This window comes from Paenibacillus pectinilyticus (assembly GCF_001700435.1).
GTDB classification, from domain to species: domain Bacteria; phylum Bacillota; class Bacilli; order Paenibacillales; family NBRC-103111; genus Paenibacillus_E; species Paenibacillus_E pectinilyticus.
The window spans coordinates 1-20,135 of record NZ_LYPC01000030.1; the positions used below are offsets into that span (position 1 = coordinate 1).

General features: G+C 48.8%; 17 protein-coding genes and 1 riboswitch. Of the genes, 14 read left to right on the forward strand and 3 right to left on the reverse strand.

Going from position 1 to position 20,135, the window contains the following annotated elements:
- Positions 1-445: 445 nt before the first annotated feature.
- From sdaAB to A8709_RS31825, 5 genes are all read left to right on the forward strand, one after another.
- The gene (gene sdaAB / locus A8709_RS31805; RefSeq protein WP_065858889.1) at positions 446-1,126 is read left to right on the forward strand and encodes an L-serine ammonia-lyase, iron-sulfur-dependent subunit beta; all 681 of its coding nucleotides are present in this window, start codon (positions 446-448) and stop codon (positions 1,124-1,126) included.
- Entirely contained in the window at positions 1,123-2,007 is an 885-nt protein-coding gene (sdaAA, locus tag A8709_RS31810; RefSeq protein ID WP_065858890.1) for an L-serine ammonia-lyase, iron-sulfur-dependent, subunit alpha, read from the forward strand. The genes sdaAB and sdaAA overlap by 4 nt, the downstream gene beginning before the upstream one ends.
- 98 nt (positions 2,008-2,105) lie before the next feature.
- Complete coding sequence (locus A8709_RS31815; protein WP_244163371.1) at positions 2,106-4,148, forward strand: molybdopterin-containing oxidoreductase family protein; 2,043 nt, start codon at positions 2,106-2,108, stop codon at positions 4,146-4,148.
- Positions 4,149-4,204: 56 nt separating this feature from the next.
- Complete coding sequence (locus tag A8709_RS31820) at positions 4,205-4,456, forward strand: hypothetical protein (RefSeq protein ID WP_065858892.1); 252 nt, start codon at positions 4,205-4,207, stop codon at positions 4,454-4,456.
- A gap of 75 nt (positions 4,457-4,531) precedes the next feature.
- Positions 4,532-5,239, forward strand: coding sequence for a DNA alkylation repair protein (locus A8709_RS31825; RefSeq protein ID WP_065858894.1), 708 nt, complete (start codon positions 4,532-4,534; stop codon positions 5,237-5,239).
- 70 nt (positions 5,240-5,309) lie between these two features.
- Here the strand turns inward: A8709_RS31825 and queF are convergent, their stop codons facing one another.
- The 3 genes from queF to A8709_RS31840 form a co-directional block, all read right to left on the reverse strand.
- Entirely contained in the window at positions 5,310-5,810 is a 501-nt protein-coding gene (gene queF / locus A8709_RS31830; RefSeq protein ID WP_065858896.1) for a preQ(1) synthase, read from the reverse strand.
- A 10-nt stretch (positions 5,811-5,820) separates the two neighbouring features.
- Positions 5,821-5,864: riboswitch (PreQ1 riboswitch) on the reverse strand.
- Positions 5,865-5,991: 127 nt separating this feature from the next.
- Positions 5,992-6,978, reverse strand: a complete 987-nt coding sequence (locus A8709_RS31835) for a Gfo/Idh/MocA family protein (protein ID WP_065858897.1) — start codon at positions 6,976-6,978, stop codon at positions 5,992-5,994.
- Complete coding sequence (locus A8709_RS31840) at positions 6,975-7,985, reverse strand: Gfo/Idh/MocA family protein (RefSeq protein WP_065858900.1); 1,011 nt, start codon at positions 7,983-7,985, stop codon at positions 6,975-6,977. The genes A8709_RS31835 and A8709_RS31840 overlap by 4 nt, the downstream gene beginning before the upstream one ends.
- Before the next feature lie 188 nt (positions 7,986-8,173).
- Here A8709_RS31840 and A8709_RS31845 point away from each other — a divergent pair, with 188 nt between their 5' ends.
- The 9 genes from A8709_RS31845 (at position 8,174) to A8709_RS31885 (ending at position 20,110) form a co-directional block, all read left to right on the forward strand.
- Positions 8,174-9,010, forward strand: coding sequence for a helix-turn-helix domain-containing protein (locus A8709_RS31845; protein ID WP_244163372.1), 837 nt, complete (start codon positions 8,174-8,176; stop codon positions 9,008-9,010).
- 180 nt (positions 9,011-9,190) lie between these two features.
- Positions 9,191-10,336: a GNAT family N-acetyltransferase gene (locus tag A8709_RS31850; protein WP_065858904.1), complete on the forward strand. Its 1,146-nt coding sequence runs from the start codon at positions 9,191-9,193 to the stop codon at positions 10,334-10,336.
- A 26-nt stretch (positions 10,337-10,362) separates the two neighbouring features.
- Positions 10,363-12,486, forward strand: a complete 2,124-nt coding sequence (locus A8709_RS31855; RefSeq protein WP_084225687.1) for a hypothetical protein — start codon at positions 10,363-10,365, stop codon at positions 12,484-12,486.
- Between the two features lie 245 nt (positions 12,487-12,731).
- The gene (locus tag A8709_RS31860; protein ID WP_065858906.1) at positions 12,732-13,760 is read left to right on the forward strand and encodes a zinc-dependent alcohol dehydrogenase; all 1,029 of its coding nucleotides are present in this window, start codon (positions 12,732-12,734) and stop codon (positions 13,758-13,760) included.
- A gap of 15 nt (positions 13,761-13,775) precedes the next feature.
- Positions 13,776-14,735 (forward strand): ABC transporter permease, encoded by a 960-nt coding sequence (locus A8709_RS31865; protein ID WP_065858908.1) that lies wholly within the window; start codon positions 13,776-13,778, stop codon positions 14,733-14,735.
- Between the two features lie 13 nt (positions 14,736-14,748).
- On the forward strand, positions 14,749-15,636 hold the full coding sequence (locus tag A8709_RS31870) for a carbohydrate ABC transporter permease (RefSeq protein ID WP_065858910.1): 888 nt from the start codon (positions 14,749-14,751) through the stop codon (positions 15,634-15,636).
- 206 nt (positions 15,637-15,842) lie between these two features.
- Complete coding sequence (locus A8709_RS31875; RefSeq protein ID WP_065858912.1) at positions 15,843-17,447, forward strand: type 2 periplasmic-binding domain-containing protein; 1,605 nt, start codon at positions 15,843-15,845, stop codon at positions 17,445-17,447.
- A gap of 108 nt (positions 17,448-17,555) precedes the next feature.
- A complete protein-coding gene (locus A8709_RS31880) occupies positions 17,556-18,338 on the forward strand; it encodes an SDR family NAD(P)-dependent oxidoreductase (protein ID WP_065858914.1) in 783 nt (260 codons plus the stop codon).
- Between the two features lie 38 nt (positions 18,339-18,376).
- Entirely contained in the window at positions 18,377-20,110 is a 1,734-nt protein-coding gene (locus tag A8709_RS31885) for an IlvD/Edd family dehydratase (protein ID WP_065858916.1), read from the forward strand.
- Positions 20,111-20,135: the final 25 nt, after the last annotated feature.

Consider the following 20,135-nt stretch of genomic DNA (forward strand, 5'->3'; position numbering starts at 1 on the left):
ATGTCCCCAGCGCTCTTTGAGCAGCTATATTATCAGCGGGTGGCTTAACTTAGTGACGTCTACTTTCTTGACAGAAGAGCAAACCCGAGCTAAAGCATCGTGCCCCCGCGCGATAGGCTCGGAATCTGAGCTAAAGCATCGCGCCCCCGCGCAATAGGCCCGGAAGCCGAGCTAAAGCATCGCGACCCCGCGCAATAGGCCCGGAACCCGAGCCCAAGCATCGCGACTCCGCGCGATAGGCCCGGAACCCGAGCCCAAGCATCGCGACTCCGCGCGATAGGCTCGGAACCCGAGCCTATCATCCCCCGGCCCCCCTCCAATGGGGCAGAAATCGAGCCCTTTCTCCCCTCATCATAAGGTCTATTTAAAGACTTGTCTTTTATATATTCCCTTCATACAATAGGATAAGATAGTAAGTAACACCTTAGGATTGGAGCGCTGTGTGATGCGTTTTAAAGATGTTTTTTCCATCATCGGACCCTCTATGATTGGCCCTTCCTCCTCGCACACCGCGGGTGCTATTCGATTAGGACGCGTCGCTGGGCAGCTGCTGGGTGAACGGCCGCTGAAAGCGGACATCACGCTGTATGGGTCATTCGCCGACACGTATCGCGGACATGGTACGGATCTCGCTCTGATCGGCGGGATATTGGATTTTGAGACAGACGATCCACGCATCCCTCATGCCGCAGAAGAAGCGGAAACGCTTGGCGTCGAGGTTGCTTTTCACATTAGCAAAGATAAAGCAGATCATCCGAACACGGTGGGTATTGTACTTACCTCAGAAAACCGCAAAGTCAACATGAGGGGCGCCTCCATCGGTGGTGGCAATGTGGAAATCATCAATGTGGACCAATTTGACGTGAAATTTACGGCGAACTACCCAACACTTGTGATCTCTCATCAAGATCGCCCAGGAATGATTGCCGATATAACCACACTATTGGGGCGGAATCATATCAATATTGGCTTCATGGATCTAGATCGCAAAGGGCGCCATCAAGAAGCCATGACCGTCATCGAGACGGATGCAGCCATTCCAGATGAGCTGTTACAAGAACTTTTACAATTAAGTATGATTACCGACATTCGAAAAGTGGATCTTGCGGAAAGAGGCGGCGTATGAGATTCCGAACATTAAAACAGCTGGCCGATCTTTGTACGTCGGAAGGCTTAACGATAGCGCAAGTGATGCTGGCGGATCAGAGTCATGAGTCTGGCAAGCCGCCCGAGTATGTTTTTGATAAAATGCGCGCCTACTATCAGATCATGAAAGAGGCTGTCACCAAAGGGCTGACCGAGGATACAACCTCCCGGAGCGGGTTAACGGGGCGAGATGCGCAGCGGGTTGCCTCCTATCTCACGACGACGGAAGCATCGCTCGGCGAAGAGGCCTGCAAAGCGATGGCCTACGCGCTCGCGGTTTCGGAAGTCAATGCCTCGATGGGCCGCATTATCGCTACGCCAACCGCTGGCTCCTGCGGGATTATCCCAGGTGTGTTCATCAGTTCGCAGCAGCGTTTTGGCTGGGAGGATGACCACCTGGTCAATGGCTTGCTCTGCGCCGGTGCGATCGGCTATGTGATCGCCAACAATTCCTTCGTCTCCGGTGCCGAAGGCGGCTGCCAAGCCGAAGTCGGCTCGGCTATCGGAATGGCGGCCGGCGCACTTGTCGAGCTGCGCGGCGGCACGCCTGAACAAGCGATGCATGCGGTTGGTCTTGCACTGAAGAACACACTCGGACTCATCTGCGATCCCGTCGGTGGCCTCGTTGAGATTCCCTGCATCGTACGCAACGGCTTCGGTGCCGTCAACGCAATGGCCGCAGCCGATATGGCTTTAGCTGGCGTCCGCTCCGTCATTCCATCCGATGAAGTCGTTCAGGTGATGTACGAAGTGGGCACTGCCATGCCGGAGAAACATCGTGAGACCGCCAAAGGCGGCTTAGCGCAAACCCCAACAGGGCGAAAGATTATGAAAGAACTAAATCTCAAGAAAAAAAGTTAACCGTGAAGTCTGTGGGCATATCCACAGGCTTTTTACTTTTACCTTCCCTTCATTTCGGTATATAGTAAACATATTGAACGTGAAAGGAAGAACTCGCTATGCAAACACCCATGACCGAACAACAACAAGGGATCTTCCCAGCCGTTTGCCCGCTGGACTGTCCAGATCAATGCGGCCTACTGCTTCATAAACAAGACGGGAAGATTGTGAAAATAGAAGGAGACCCTGATCACCCCGTGACACAGGGAGCTATATGCAATAAAGTTCGCAACATGACAGCACGTATCTATGATGATAAAAGATTACAGTATCCTATGAAACGCGTCGGCCCCAAGGGGGAAGAGAGCCGTTTCGAACGCATTTCCTGGGACGAGGCGCTAGAGATCATTACCGCTCGTTGGAAGGAACTGATCGACAAAGAAGGACCGGAATCGATCTTGCCGTATAGTTTCTACGGCAACATGGGACGGATCGGGACCGAAGGCATGGACCGACGCTTCTTCCATCGCATGGGCGCGAGCCGACTGATGTACGCGATCTGCGAAGCAGCCGGTACGGAAGGCTACAAATACACGATGGGCGGCAGCTATGGCACCGATCCGGAGGAGACCGTCCACACGAAGCTGTTCATCATGTGGGGTATCAATGCCGTCAGCACCAATATGCATCAGGTAATGCTGGCGGAGAAGGCCCGCAAGAATGGCGCGCAAATCATCGTCATTGATGCGCATAAGAACCATACAGGCCGCTGGGCGGACTGGTTTATTCCTATTTTGCCTGGGACGGATGCGGCTCTTGCGCTTGGGATCATGCACATTCTTTTCGCAGAGAATTTAACGGATCAGGCCTTCCTCGAACAGTACACCGTGGGACACGAGGAGTTAAGAGAGCATGTCAAGCAATACGATCCTGCCAACGTTGCAGCCATTACAGGCGTACCTGTAGAGGACATCTACCGCCTTGCGCGGTTATATGGTCAGACGTCGCCATCGTTCATACGGATAGGGAACGGGATTCAGCATCATGATAATGGCGGCATGTGTGTAAGGACGATCGCTTGTTTACCCGCATTAACCGGTCAATGGCTGCATCAAGGCGGCGGTGCGATTAAGGGAAATGGCAGCCATTTGGAACATAATATTCCTGCGCTTCAGCGGCCTGATTTGCGTTCGGAGCCAGCCCGCCAGATCAATATGAACTTGCTGGGCAGTGCCTTGCTGGAGCTTGATCCGCCGATACATGCGTTATATGTCTACAACTCCAACCCCGCGTTAGTCGCTCCTCATGCGAATAAGGTGAAGGAGGGGCTTGAGCGGGAGGACTTATTCACCGTCGTGCATGATTTGTTTCTAACAGAGACGGCCAAATATGCGGATATTGTACTGCCGGCAACGTCATCTTTTGAAAATACGGACTTCTATCGCTCCTACTGGCATCACTATGTGCACCTCCAATTACCTGTGATCGCGCCCTATGGCGAGAGTAAAGCGAATGTGGATGTATTTCGATTGCTTGCAGAGAAGATGGGCTACGAGGAAGAGGCGCTGAAGGATAGCGATGAGGATATGGTTCGTCAAGCACTTGATCATCCAGGTAACCCGGCACTTGCCAACATTACCTATGAGGCCCTAGTGGACAAGGGGTTCATGAAGGCAGCCGTTAAGCCGTTATTTTCTGGGGAGTTGCGGACGCCTAGCGGCAAAATCGAGCTCTATTCGGCTGAAATGGCGAGTAAAGGTTACCCGGCTCTGCCGACCTACATACCGCTTCCACAGGAAAGTGAATTGCCATTCATGTTCATCCCAGCGCCGAATCATAATTTCTTGAATTCCACTTTTGCGCATAATGAGAAGCATGTCCGCATGGAAAAGATTCCGAAACTGCATATGCATGAGGACGATGCGGCTGCGTTAGGTCTTATCAATGGCGAGCTCGCACGCGTGTGGAATGAACGAGGTGAATGTGAGCTGACGGTCATCATAGGTCAGGATGTTCGACGCGGTGTTGTGGTCAGTCAAGGTCTGTGGGCAGATTCACCAGGCAGCAAAACCCGTGTCAATGTGTTGACACCGGATCGTGTGGCGGATATGGGCGGAGGCGCTACCTTTTTCTCGGGACGAGTAGGTGTGGAAAAATTGTAAGGATCGCGAACCTCTGGGCGCTTGCCGGCATACGGTATAGCAGGAGATGATGATCTATGCCTATACAGCAAAAAGCTTACGCATTAATCGGCAGACCCGTCGGGATATCCCTCATGGATGGGACTGGCGTATCTGGTGTTCTGTGCAGTGTCTATGGTGGTTCAATTTATGTCATTGAATATTTGTATCACACGCAATTTGCGACCAAGCACTACAGATTTGATCAAGTCCGAGATATCATGCCTTTCCCGCATTGTCAGCAACCGCACCCACAACCGCCCGTGTATCATCCACACCCGTTATATTAGGAGCCAGCCATCCATTTCACGCGGTGTTGTGACTTATGTTACAATATGGAAAAATGGATGGTTAGCAGGTGGCTTATGACCTTGAACGAGATGATGGCAAAGCTTGAAGAACTAGGCAGCGAGCAAACGAAGAAAACCTTTCTTCGGCATGGCGCACAAGAACCTCTGTATGGGGTGAAAGTGGGCGATCTGAAGAAGCTGGTCAAAATCGTGAAGAAGGATCGCGAGCTCGTTCTCGCACTTTATGCGACAGGGAACACGGATGCGATGTACCTAGCTGGTCTTTCCATTGATCCTAGATCCATGACGATGCAGGAGTTACAAGCGTGGGCAAAACATGCCTATTGGTACATGTTGGCGGAATATACGGTCGCGGGAGTCGCTGCTGAAAGCCCCCATGCACTGGTTTTAGCGAGAGAGTGGCTGCAAGAGGCAGACGAAATGATGGCAACTTGCGGTTGGAGTACCTATACCAATTACATCTCGATCACGCCGGACGAGCAGTTGGATATTGCGGAGATTGCCGACTTACTTGAACAGATCCGAACAACCATTCATACGGAACGAAATCGCGTTCGCTACGTGATGAACACTTTTGTCATCGCAGTTGGCGCCTATTGTTTTCCCTTGTTCGATACCGCGATGGAAGTTGCAGAGGAGATTGGCAAGGTTCATGTGGATGTAGGTCAGACAACCTGTAAAGTTCCGTTAGCGACCGATTATATTCGTAAAATAGAGAGCATGGGGCGGATCGGCAAGAAAAAAGCAACATGCATCTGCTGATCCGATCGACATGAAAAAAGCTTGGTCATTCGCCAGTAACCTACTGGGAATTGACCAAGCTTTTGTTGTTTTATCGGTTATCGATTTTTTCCGGATATAGATCATGATTCATCAAGCGATGCTCAGCCATGGCTTCGTATTTGGTTCCGGGTTGGCCCCAGTTGCAATACGGGTCAATGGAGATGCCGCCGCGAGGAGTGAACTTGCCCCAAACCTCTATATAGCGCGGGTTCATCAGATCGATGAGATCATTCATAATAATATTGACACAATCCTCGTGGAAATCACCGTGGTTGCGGAAGCTAAATAGGTACAGCTTCAGGGATTTGCTCTCGACCATTTTAATCGTAGGAATATAAGAAATGTAGAGGGTTGCGAAATCCGGCTGACCTGTTACCGGGCAAAGACTCGTGAACTCAGGGAAGTTAAATTTGACGAAGTACGCCCGATCGGGATGCTTATTATCAAAAGCTTCTAGGAGTGTTGGGTCATAGTTAAAAATGTATTTCGTGCCTTGATTACCTAGTAAGGTAATCTCTTTCAAATCTTCATTGCTTCTGCCTGCAGACATGGGTAATCCTCATTTCATAGTTTTTTAGAGAGGGAGTTTGCGAACCTCTTCTATAAGCAGGTCGGTCCGCTCATAGAGATGACTTCCTATTTCATGAAAAATGTATCATATTCTGCAGGAAAAAGCATCTTTCTGCCGTGTGGCAATTATTACAGACTGGCGTAGATCGTCTAGGTCACGCTTACAGTGCCACGGGTTGTCCTAGCGCCACGGATTGGTAACCTGCTAACGCGACAACGGTTGAGCGTAGCCCATCTTCTCCCGTGATCGGCACTTGCTCGTCATTCAACAACGCTTGAACGAATGCTTTCACTAAGTAGGCATCCATCGAGTCGCCCCAGAAATCCCATTGTCCTTTCCCATTATCGATGCTGTATAGCTCATTTTTTTGTGCAAAAGCATCGATCGAAAGAGTTCCTTTCGTACCCACAATGGTCATCGTCACATCGCCCCATGTAGGGAATGCGGGATTCCGCGACCAGCTGGTGTCTAAAACGCCGACTACGCCATTGGCAAATTTGACATGGATCATCCCTGAGTCATCAATATGGAGGTTTTCGTTGAATAACGTGGCCGCATAGGCGTACACTTCTTTCACTTCGGACTGGGTCATCCAATTCATCAAGTCCATGACGTGCACGGTATGATCTAATAAAGCGCCACCGCCGGATAGCTCGTGTTGGAGGAACCAGCCGGAAGGGAGTGATCCGCGATTCGTTCCCTTAATAGCGACGATATCCCCAATTTCACCCCGGTCGATCGCTTCTTTGGCTTTCACAACCGAGGCCAAATAGCGGCATGGGAACGCCGTCATAAGCTGAACACCGTTTTCTTTGCAAGTGGCAATCATCGCTTCCATTTCTGAGACCGAAACGCCAAGAGGCTTTTCGCAAAGCACATGCTTGCCGGCTTTTGCTGCTGCTATCGTAATTTCTGCATGCTGTACGTTCTCGGAGCAGATGACGACGGCATCCAGTTCCGCAGCTAGCAAATCCTGATATTGCGCAAAGTAGGGAATTCCGTACTTGGTAGTAATCTTTTCTACGCGACTATGGATCTCGTCTGCAATACCCACGACCTCCACCTGCGAGATCGCTCGGAGTGAATCCAGATAAGAGTATGCATGGCCGTGCGCAAAACTGATCATACCTACTTTTAATTTCTTCATACTGTTTCCTCCTCAGGCGTTGGACTGGTATTCAGTTGGACAGACTTGCCTGTCCTCACTGATTCTAGTGCAGCCATTGTAATTTCTAAGGCTTTATAGGCATCATTAGCCGTAACGATGGGCTCCGTTCCCTCGCGGATGCACTGAATGAAATGGGCGATTTCCAAATCATATGGACTGGAGAATCCCGGACTTTGCGGAACTTCTGCGAATTGTTTGCCTTCTGAATTCGAAGGAGCCTTACAGATCTGCAGTGAGCTGCTTTTTTGGCTGTCGCTGCGGATGATGCCTTTGCTTCCGGCGATTTCCACGGCAGTTTGGAAAGGTCCCTGGTAGCCCCAAAAGGCTTCCACATTCGCAACGGCCCCATTTTCAAAAAGGAGGGTAACAAGCGCATAATCAATGTCATTCACACGTTGGTTCAAACCATACACGGACTTCACTTCGCCGACGGCCCAACGTAGAAAATCGAGATCATGAATCATGAGATCCGCAATGACGCCTCCGCTTTTTTCCGCAACTTTGAACCAGGGTCTAACATCGCCAGGATGTGAGCCGATCCGCTTGGCATGAATCACTCCGACTCGACCTAACTTGCCCTCATCGATGGCTTGCTTCATTTGCACATATTCAGGGAAAAAGCGCACGACATGTCCGACAAACAACCGGACGCCGTATTGCTCGCAACCTTGGATCATGGCTGCTGCATCTTCTAAGTTAAGCGCAAGCGGTTTTTCACATATGACATGTTTGCCGGCTTGTGCCGCTTTCAACGTATATTCCTTATGTAAGAAGCTTGGTAATGTCACACTGACGACATCAAAATCAGCTTCGTTTAACATAGCTTCAAATGAGGTAAAAGCAGGTGCTCCCGTCGTAAGGGATAGTGCTTGTGCTAGCTCAATATCCAGATCGCATACGCCTGTTAACTCTACATCAGGCAGGTTCATATAGCTGTGAGCGTGTACGTTCCCCATTCCCCCGCAACCAACGATCGCTATTTTCATGCAAATTCACTCCTCATATTATCGTATGAAAATGTGTAACTAAGTAATATGATATAGGTATTGTGAGTTAGCGTATATGCGGACATTTATTCAGTTTGTATCCAAATTTGTCATCAGTGAAAGTGCGGTGTTCGGAATTCATGGACATTTATAAAGAACCAATCCCCTATCAGAACCCATCGTTATGTATGAAAGTTTGGCGTTTCACCCAATCGGGAGCAGAAAGGGAGTACGGGAACGCGTGGCATTATCATAAAGAAATTGAATTCATTTTAGTCGAGCAGGGCACCCACGAAATTCAGACACCGAACCGCGTGTACACACTGCAAGCTGGTGATGTGCTGCTGATCGGTTCCTCCCAGCTGCATAGAGGACGCAAGATCAGCGACAAGGATCTTGTCTATATTGTGCTGCACATTGACCTTCAGCCGTATTTCGATCCGGCTATGATGAGGTATTATCGACATTTCTTGGAGATCTTGCAGCCGCTGGAAGAGCTCAATTACATTTTCAGGGAGAATGAACCCGTCAAGAAGGAGATTGCTCAGATCATCACGGATACGCACGACGAAGTGATGGAGACGAATAAAGGCTATGAAATCGCCGTTAGCATGCATATCAAGCATCTGCTCTTGATGCTGCTTCGGCATGATACGCGAGACTTGCTAACGTCCCCCGTACATGTGGAAGCGGATGCGGATATGATCCGGGCACTTGTCGCGTATGTGGACGAGCATTTGACAGAGAAAATCGATATGAATGCAGTCAGTCAAATTGCGGGGATGAGTTACACGTATTTCTCAAAATATTTTAAGAAAAAGATGGGCTCTTCCTTTATCGACTACGTTAACCAGAAACGAATCTCCACAGCGGAACGGCTCCTCGTTACCGAAAAACGCAGTGTAAATGAGATTGCAGAGTCTGTCGGCATTGGAAATATGGCACATTTCTATGAGTTGTTCAAACGATTCAACGGCTGTACGCCAAAACAATATTTGCACAAAATGAACGTGGAAGATAATTGATTGGCACAGCGTTATGCGAATAGAAAAAGATTGACAAGCGTTAAGAATTGATTAATTATGAATGTAAAAATAAATCTGAAACAAATCACAAAGGATTTAACGTGTTGATTCTGGTTTAATAATTAAACCAGAAGTGAATCAGATTCGAAAGGGTTGCAATTCGAACGAAGGAGGAGATCCATGATTGAGATTCGTCATGTACGCCCGGACGAAATGGAACAGGCTGTTCGTCTTTCTGATGAAACGTTTCGTGATGCGGAGCAGGCATCTATGTTGAAAGCGTTTCCGAGTGCGTTTGACGCTCGTCTCTATCAGTCTTTCGGTGCATTCGAAGGAGATGAGCTTGTCGCTTTCATGGGACTTGTTCCTTCTGTGGTGCAAGTCGAAACCGCTAGGATGAGCGTGCTGTCACTAGGTTCCGTATGTACACATCCGAACTATCGGGGCAAGAAAATCGCATCGACAATGCTGAGAGACGTGTATGCTCATGCTGAACGGGCTGGTGCAAGTATGCTGCTCGTTTCGGGCGATGGACCGCTCTATATGCGAGAGGGTTGCCATTATTTTGGCAGTGTTTCCCGATTCGTAGTGTCTGCTAGTCATGAGAAGATGCAATCGTTCAAGGCCAAACATGGTACCGTCATTCGTTCGATCCATGCAGGTGATTGGTTTCAGCTTCATGCTGTAGCAGCGAATCGGACCGTTCGGTATGAACAAGGAGTGGCTGAACTCCCGATTTTGATAAACAGCGAGGCAATTGCTAGTTGTTATCACATGCAGCATGCCGTATATGCATCATTCGAATCTGAACAAATGACTGCTTATGCCATTGTAGCTGTACCGATGGAAGGCAGGGCTATGGGGGAAGAATCTCCCTTTGTTGTGGAGTGGGGCGGCGACGCGGTAGCTGTAGTATCTATTCTTGCGTATGCTTTGCATGCGGAGAAGTTGGAAGCCCTAGAAATTCCAGTGGTGTGGCACGAAACTAAGCTGCTGCAGGCCTTATCGATTTTTCCGTACAAAAAGATGAGGAACCATGGCACCGTGCACATTGTGAATCCGGAGCGTCTGTTTAACGAACTGCTGCCTTATTTAACGGGGAAAGCACCTGCCGCAGCTGCCCGATTGTCCCTTCGACAAACATTGAATGGCGGGGCTATTCTGCTGTTGGATAACAGGGAAGAGGCAACTTTGCATGCAGAGGAGCTTGTTGCTCTATTTTTTGATCCACAGCCTAAGATGAACGTTCCTGAACGATTAAAAGATCAATTGGATCAACTGTTTCCCGTCCCATTTCCACATGCGGGTGGGTTGAATTTTGTTTAGGAATTTAAGACTTTGGAGGCCATGCTATGATCCAAGTATCCAACCTAGAAGAGCTGTTTGCGGTTCAAGTTCATACGATTGAGGATGGACAACTTGCCTACCTTGATGGGTATTATCAAAAGGGAGACGAGGGCAGGAAATTTGTTCGCTGGTCTTCAAACTGTACCGAAGCCGACAACGGAGGCACGGTCCATGCTCCTCTGCAAGGAGGGAGCGGCCGCTGGAAAACGGTACATCAGGGCGTTGGCGATTTTCGGTGGTTCGGTATTTTCGACACGACCAAGCATGCGGACGACGCCATGGATGCACTGGTGAACGATAGCTCGATTCATCGGATTGAGGCACATACAGATCTTAATTTTGTTAGACGGCATACATACGACCGCAGTCATATTGAACTTGATTTTTACGGTCATACCGTCACGACAGAAGGGATCGCGTTAAATACGAAGGCCAACCCGTTCGGAGCACTTATTTTTTTTCAAGGGAAGGCAACGGGTGACGCGCAAACACTCATACTCTCTGCCGAGCTTCCGGAGCAAACGGATGTGCTAGAGGTGCTCGACGCATCGGCTTTTGCCGTGGAAGATTGGTGGATTGTAAGGATTCAGAATCATCCGGAAGGGTATGCGCAGCGCGAGCTGGATTATATGCTTCAGGTCACCGAAATTATTGATGATAGTCATATTCGGATCAATTATAAGCTCGGTTGGACGCTTACGGCAGGGCGGGAACTAACATTCAAGAAAATGCAACCCGTCAAACGAAGTCATGTGCGTAATATGAATTTTATAGGCGTGGCCGTGCCGTACAATGGTTCAACGAGCGAAAAGCCATTTGAGCACTGGGATCAAGTCGGATCACACCCCATTGCTTACGAGTTCGCAGTCGATTGTCATGTCAGCGATATCACAGCCTCGAAGGTATTCTGGCCGGTTATCGAGCGGCGTTACTGTACCCATTTTGTCACAGAACGTTGTAGACTGATGAATCCTGAGGAAGTGATTTGGGGCGGGACTGGCTATCTGACGCAGCAGCTCAATGTTTTGTACGGACATGTTCGTGATTGTCATACCAGTAACGCGCGACATTTGAACGATTTCACTTGTGCGGCTTACTGTATGGTGGAGAACTGCCACGGTGATGGGGATGAACATGGTTCGTTTGTTACCCACGGTCAATTCGAGCATGATCTCACGTTTATCGGAAATTCAGGATTACTTTCGTTTGCGAATAGCGGCACCACCTGGGGGGATAGTGCGAAGCGAATCACGGTGAAGAAGCATGTTGCCTCACGTGTGGTTGCGCACAAGCGCATTACCGATCTGACACTTGAGGATGTTCACGCTGTCTGGAAAGATGGCTTAGTGGATTCCGGTACGATTTGGGCGAATGCAGATGGCTTGCAAATGCGGGGCTGTACGGCAGAAACGATGCTAACCTTGTCGCAGAGTTCATCGCGATCGAAGCGAAGCAATCTTGCTGACGGTTGTTCCTTCGGTATGACGAAGGGGGCTGAAATCGCTCGTCTGCCCGGCAATACACAAGTCGGGTTTCGTCCAGTCACGACGAGTTTCACCATGCGCAATTGCCAATTTCACAACGTTGATCAGAATGCCATTGGCAGTATGGACCGGCTTGAATTGCTGAATACTTGGTTTAAAGGAGCTTCTCCAGAAGCGAAGCCGATGCAAGTCTGGTGCCCTGAGGTGATCATACAAGGCGGCGGTTTCGAGAACACCGGTTTGAGATTCGAGGAAGGGTTCTCGCCTGATCTGACTGCCCAGAGGGATTCATCCATCACAATAGATGGCGGCGCGGTTTTCCGTGGAACGAATGCCGATAAGGCTTTTATCAAGCGTGAAAATATGTCAGGTATTATGACGTGGGATTTTGGCGACTACAAGAGCTCAGCAATCGATGCAGAGACAGCACATTTCAGCATGCGTGGCGGCTGTAACAAAGTGAGAGCGATGGGTTCTCGCTATGCTGGCGGTAAGTATGAGATAGCGGAAGGAGCTTTCGCAACAGGGGAAGCAGGATCTTATTTCCTCATGATAGCTTGCGTGGAAGAAGGGGTAGACAGGTCAGAGCTACCTGCTGAAAATGATAGAATAAAACATCGAAACGGGAATGTAATCATGCCTTGAATATCGGAGAAGCCTGTCTGTTAGAGGATGGGCTTCTTTTTTAATGTCAATTATATGTGATGTTTATATTCAGTTATGTTATGTTACCTTACACTGTAAGCGATTTCAATTATAAAAAGGTGTTGACAATACATGTCTAGGCTAACTATAATAAAAATAAATCAGAAACAAACCACAGTGATTTAATAAATGAGATTGTGGTGCACTTATCAAATCAGAAGTAAACCAGAAAAGGGGTGGGGGTTATGCGAGCAGTAAAGGGCATCAATGGGTCAGCGCAAGTATTGGAGCTTCCGAACCCGGAAATGATTCCTCAATTTGTCAAAGTGAAAACGGAATATTCTGTCGTTAGTGTAGGCACCGAGCTAATGATGATAACCAATAATGGGGATGCTAATTTAGGTTATAGCGCTAGTGGCATTGTGATGGAAGTTGGGGAAGGTGTTACACATGTTGTTCCTGGACAACGCGTAGCCTGTTATGGGGTACCGGCTCATAGGGAACTGCTGCTTGTACCGAAGCATTTGGTTGTACCGGTGCCAGATGGTGTGACACAGCAGGAAGCGGCATTTGTCGGTATTGGAGCCATTGCGATACATGCGTTGCGCCAAGCTAAACTGAGCTTCGGGGAAACGATTATCATAGCTGGGCTTGGTATCTTAGGGCAAGTGATCGCCCGGATTGCGCATGCAGCATCCTATAAAGTGATTGGTCTAGAGCTGATGGAAGAGCGCTGCCGTATGTTAGAGGCCATTGGGGCAATAGCTTGCCGCAACCAAGATGAGCTTCAGAAGGCTGTAGAATCTGATCAGGCATGTAAGGGCGCGGATGCCGTTATGCTTTGTGCGAGCAACCGGAAGTTTAGTATGATAGATGATGCGATTGGTTGGCTGCGGGACCGTGGTCGCGTCGTGATTGTCGGGGATACGGGCACGGAATTTGATCGGGATCTGCTTTTTATGAAAGAAGCGAGTGTACATATTTCACGTGCGGGCGGTCCTGGCCGCTACGAGGAAACGTACGAGCAGCAAGGGGTCGATTACCCGATAGGCTATGTGCGATGGACGGAAGGCAGGAATATGGGGGAATTCTTACGTTTGATAGATGGGCATAAGATTGATATTCAATCACTGATTACGAATGAATGCGCACTCGACGAGTTACCTATCATGTATCAAAGCTGTTTTGAAAAGCCACAGAAATCCTTGGGTATTGTCGTGCGATATGACCAGCCTAATCCCGCCGGAGCAGCAGATTCCTTTGACAACTTATAAAGGAGGTGATGGGGTATGCGAGCAAGTGTGAAGTCGATTTCCGGTGAACATCCAGGAAGAAGACGAATGACCACGCATGTTTGGAAAACGTTTCTTCGTTACAAATGGTTGTATCTACTTATGGTTCCAGGCATTGCTTATTACATTGTTTATCACTATGTGCCGATGTTCGGACTCGTAATCGCGTTTAAGAAGTATAACCTCATGAAAGGGCTGTGGGGCAGTGAATGGGTCGGCTTCGATAATTTTCGAACGATTTTCGCTTCGCCGGAATTCCCTGGTCTTGTACGAAATACGCTTCTGATCAGTGTGTATCGTATTTTGTTCAACATGCTCCCGGATGTTATGCTGGCACTCATTTTAAATGAAATTCGTGCTCCTTGGTTCAAAAGAATCGTACAGACGATCACCTACGGACCTCATTTCTTGTCTTGGATTATTGTATATGGTCTTGTGTTCTCTTTCTTTGCACCCGGTGCAGGGTTAGTCACAACATTCTTTCGGGATATGGGTTGGGGAGATCTGGATGTACTGACGAACTCTGAATTTTTCCGTCCGCTGCTCGTCACATCCGATATTTGGAAGAGTACTGGTTTCGGAGCGATCATCTACTTGGCAGCACTAGCTTCGATCAACCATGAATTATATGAAGCAGCCGTCGTTGATGGTGCAGGTCGTTGGCGGCAGATGTGGCATATTACGCTTCCAGGCATTCGCGAGGTATTCATCTTACTGTTGATTTTACGAATTGGGCACATTATGGACGCTGGCTTCGAACAAGTATATATATTCCTGAATGCTCGCGTTTACGATGTGGGTGACATTCTCGACACCTGGATTTTCCGCCGGGGTATTGAACAAATGGAATTCAGTGTTCCAGCGGCAATGGGTGTGTTCAAATCAGTGATCGGTCTGGTACTCGTGATTGGAGCGAACAAACTGGCTAAAAAAGTCGGCGGGTCCGGCATCTGGTAAAGGAGGCATCGTTATGCCATTCATACTTAAGAAAACGAAAACAGACCGAATAGTAGATGCCGTTCTTTACACCGTACTCGGGCTTTTCTGCTTAGCGACACTGTTTCCACTCTACTTTGTCTTCATCATGTCCATCACGCCTTACACCGAAGTGCTGAAGAACGGCGGATTTGTCATCGTACCGCATGCGGTCACCTTCGAAGCATTCAAAACGATTTTCTCCAGCAACACAGTGCCCAAAGCCTTGCAAGTATCGATATTTGTTACGGTTGTTGGTACAGCGTGTAACTTAGCGATTACAACGATGCTGGCCTATCCGTTATCGAAGAAATTTTTACCAGGGCGTAATATCGTCTTAATGGGGATCGTGTTCACCATGCTGTTCTCAGGGGGGATCATTCCCGTCTATCTAACTGTGAAAGCTACGGGCCTGATGAATACGTTATGGGCACTTATCATACCCGGTCTTGTATCTTCTTTTAATATTCTGATCATGAAAACTTTCTTTGAAGGGCTTCCGTATGAAATTGAGGAGGCGGCGAAGGTGGATGGCTGCAGCGACATTGGTACATTGATACGGATTGTGCTGCCGCTCTCGATGCCGATTATGGCGACACTTGGGTTATTCTACGGGGTAAATCACTGGAATGCTTACTTCAGCGGGGTCATGTATTTGAATGATCGCAGCCTGTATCCGATACAGGTCGTGCTGCGCAACATGATTGTGTCACCAGCTATCAGCCAGGAGCTTGCGATATCCCAATCTTCCTTGAATACGATGCCTCCAGAAACCATCAAAATGGCAACCGTTGTAGTCGCGATCGTACCGGTACTCATCGTTTATCCGTTTCTACAAAAATATTTCGTCAAAGGCATGCTGTTAGGCGCTGTCAAAGGATAAGTCTAACAGCGGCTTTGCCGCAATGGTGTTAGGAGAGTCACTTATTCACTTATTAAGTACGAGGAGGTGGCAAGGGGGAGAAGATCAGCAGCGGTTTGCGAGCAAACGATTCGTATCCAATGATTGACAAAAGTAAAATGGCTTGATAGTAGTTTCATTCTCGTTCTCATACTTATTCTTCTAAAACGAACAGGGGGGGCTTTCATTTGAAAACGTTATCAAAAGTAACTACTGTTTTATTAGCATCTTCACTGGTCCTTGCTGCATGCTCGAATTCGAAAGATGAGAGTTCGACATCTTCTCCAGCGAACACGTCAACAACGACGGCGAGTCCAGAAGCGAAGAAGGAAAAGCTAGACTTGAGTTGGATGGTTATCGCTGATGCGAGCGCCCAACTTCCTTCGGCTGATAAAGACTTCGTGAAAAAAGCGATTGAAGAGAAGTTCAATGTCTCTCTGAAAATGACTTATTTGCCGCTAGGCCAAGACTATACCAATAAATTAAATACGATGATCGCTTCCGGCGATATTCCTGATGTTTTCTACGCTGACGGTATTCCTTCTAATAACTACATCCGAGATGGTGTTGCGAGAGACTTGACGGGGCTCGTCACACCGGCTAAAATGCCAAATTACTTTAAAAATTGGGTGTCGGAAGCAACGTTGAAATCCTACCAAGTACAAGGTGCGTTCAAGCGTGCCCCTGTTCCGTACGAAACAAGCTACTACCGTACCTTCTATATTCGGAAAGACTGGCTCGACAAGCTTAATTTGAAAATGCCAACCAACTACGACGAGCTTGTTAACGTCATGAAAGCTTTCACGTTCAATGATCCAGACGGTAACGGCAAGAACGATACGTATGGCTTTACAGCGGCAGGCGGCGGCGCAAGCGTGTCGATGGACTTCCCAGAATTCCTGAAAAATGGCTTAGCTGGGGACACGTATGTTGAAAATGATCAGTTCATTGATGTTCGTACCGATATCCGCATGCAAAATGTACTTACCGATATTAAGACACTGCTGGATATGAAAGTTGTCGATCCGGATTGGTTCCTGAACAAGTATGGCCAGCATTTTGACAAAGCTGCACAAGGTAAAGCAGGTATCGTGATCGGCCAAGGCAGAGACCTTGCATTTGACAACAACCCGGCTGGACTACAAATGAAATCAAAGGCAGCAGGTCAAACGACCGCAGACTGGGAGCCATTCCATCCGTGGGAAAAAACCGGCACATGGGTTGAAACGATTCCGCAAAATCCGTTCTTGATAAGCTCCAAGAGCTCGGACGCGAAAGTTCAGCGCTCCATTGAAATTCTAGATTGGCTCGCTGGTGAAGAAGGCTTCCTGTTGACGCGATACGGGAAAGAAAACGTTGATTATAAACGCAACGGGAAAGACATCGAAGTCAATCAAGATGCCTACAAAAAAGACGTTGTCGACAATAACAATTTTATTGAAGTCTACGGATGGTTCACACCTCGTAAACCAGAAGTATTCGGATTGAATATCATTGATCCTAAGGTTACGGAGCGCGATAAGAAAATCGTTGAGAAAATCAACTCTTACAAAATTCTTCCGTCCGTGGGTACTGCCCTTACCGTCAAAGAAGGTATGGACATCGGCGCAATGCGCAAACGCATGAACGAGCTGCACGTTCAAATCCTGTACAAAGAGAAGGATGCATCCAATTGGCCGCAATATCGCCAAGAAGTGATGACGAAATTCGGCGGCAAAGCGATTTTTGATAACTATGCAGAGCTCACGTCCACAGCGAAAGGCAAAACGATCAAATTCAAATCGGAAAACTAATTAGCAATTCGTGTTCTGCTCATTTCGATCAGACTGACGAACGCACCATGGTTTCGTCGGTCTGACGTATGAGATGTTCCTGCTATTTATAGAATGGAGGTTTTCCGCGTGCGTTTGCAAGGGAAACGAGCATTGATCACGGGGAGTGCCAGAGGCATCGGCCAAGGCATCGCAGCTGCATTCGTGCAAGAAGGGGCAAGCGTCATATTGCTGGACTACCGAGCGGATCAGTTGGAAGCATCTGCGGAGAGGATTCGGAGACAAGCGATGGATCGCGGGCAAGTCGCTCATGTTGCCACTGTTGTCTGTGACTTAAGCTCCTCGGTACAAGTGGAGAGGGCAGCCGAAACAGCTTGGGCTTACTGGGGCGGAATCGACATTCTGGTCAATAACGCTGGCATTGCAACGCGGGAATCATTCGTCGATATTCCACTTTCACGTTGGCAGCAGGTGATCAACATCAACTTGAATGCAACGTTTCAGTTGAGCCAATGGGTGGCGAAGATGATGATCGCCAATGGGATTGGCGGCTCCATTGTCAATATGGCTTCGAAGAACGGTTTGGCGGGAAGCGCCTTGTTGGCCCATTATAACGCTTCTAAGGGTGGTGTTGTACTGCTAACGCAATCTATGGCCGTTGATTTGGCTCAGAACAACATTCGTGTTAATGCTGTAGCGCCCGGTTTCATCGACACACCGCTAGATCGTGAGTTGAAAGAGAAATCGGAAGTCACGCTTTCGCTGACGGAGCGCACCCCGATGCGTAGGCTAGGGACGATCGAGGAAGTGGCGAATGCTTTTCTATTTTTGGCATCAGACGAAGCGTCCTACATAACGGGTACGACACTTGTTGTGGATGGAGGTCATCTCGCCAACGCTTGTGATTTGTAAATACACATCGAGATTACGTGCAGGGAGGATTTACTAACATGGCAGATGAGGACAACAATCTTGGAGCCAATGGTGAAGATAAGCTTCGTGGTGAAAAATATTTTAACGACACCGGACTTTGGGGATTTATCCATCGGTCCTTCACGAAATCCATGGGCTACACGGATGATGATTTGAAAAAGCCGGTTATCGGCATTTGCAATACGTTCAGTGAGCTGAACAAATGCCATTCTCATTTCCGGGAGTTGACGGAATATGTGAAGCGCGGTGTTTGGCAGGCAGGCGGCATGCCTATGGAATTCCCGACAATTTCGATCGGGGAACCTTACGTGAAACCGACGACCATGCTTTTGCGAAATCTGATGGCGATGGATACCGAAGAAATGGTCAAAGCGCATCCGATCGATGGTGTTGTACTCCTCGGCGGTTGTGATAAGACCGTACCTGCACAATTGATGGCTGCTGTAAGCGCCAATATTCCTGCGATTGTACTTACTGGCGGACCGATGCTGAATGGCAAATTGAACGGTCAGACGTTGGGTGCCTGCACAGACTGTTATCAGTTTACGCTTGAGCATAAAGCTGGGAACATCTCAGATGAGCAGCTAACCATCGCTGAGAATGCCATTTGCCGCAGCGATGGGCACTGCATGGTGATGGGCACGGCCAGCACGATGGCGGCCATCGCCGAGGCACTGGGCATGGCACTGCCGGGCTGTGCAGCCATTCCTGCCCCCGATTCCAGACGCCGGCACATGTCGGAACAGACAGGGAAGCAAATCGTTGAGCTTGTTAGGCGGAACATTCGACCTCGTGACATTATTACCAAGGAATCACTGGATAACGCGATTCGAGTGACAATGGCCTGCGCAGGATCAACCAATGCAATTATCCATTTAGTAGCAATTGCCGGACGACTTGGTTACCGGTTACCGCTGGAAAGGTTCGATGAAATCAGCGCAACGACACCGTTCATCCTGAACGTTCGCCCATCCGGTAAATATCAGATGGAAGAGTTTTTCGAAGCTGGCGGTGTTCCTTCATTAATGAAGGAGATTGAGCCGCTGCTGAATGGGGATTGTTTGACCGTTACAGGCCAAACAGTTACCGAAAACCTGCGAGGCGTGCAGGTCACGGATCGCGAGCTGATCTATCCGCTTGATCAGCCTATTGCTCCGCAAGGCGGCATTGCCGTACTGCGCGGGAATCTGTCCCCAAACGGTGCACTGATCAAACAAACAGCGGTGTCGCCGCATCTGAAGAAGCACCGTGGCCGTGCCGTCGTCTTCGAATCGCCGGCTGATCTGAACGCACGGATTGACGATCCAGATCTGGACGTCGATGAGAACAGTGTGCTCGTGTTGAAAAACGCAGGGCCGAAAGGTGCCCCAGCGATGCCGGAAATCGGGCAAATCCCGATTCCCAAGAAGCTGCTGCTGAAGGGAGTACGCGACATGGTGCGGATTTCCGATGCTCGCATCAGCGGTACTTCATACGGCACTTTGATTGTGCATGTGGCACCGGAAGCAGCCATTGGTGGACCGCTTGCGCTCGTGCAAGAAGGAGACGAGATCGAGCTCGATATCGACATGCGTAAGCTGGATTTACTGGTCGATGAAGAAACGCTTCGGGAACGCAAAGCCAAGTGGCAAGCGCCGACTCCTGCGTATGATCGCGGGTATGGACTCCTATTCTTGGAACGCGTGCTGCAAGCAGACGAAGGTTGTGATTTCGACTTCCTGCTGCCGCCAGAATTACGGAATAGCAAGTAAGTAGTAGGCTTATCTATCCCCCTTA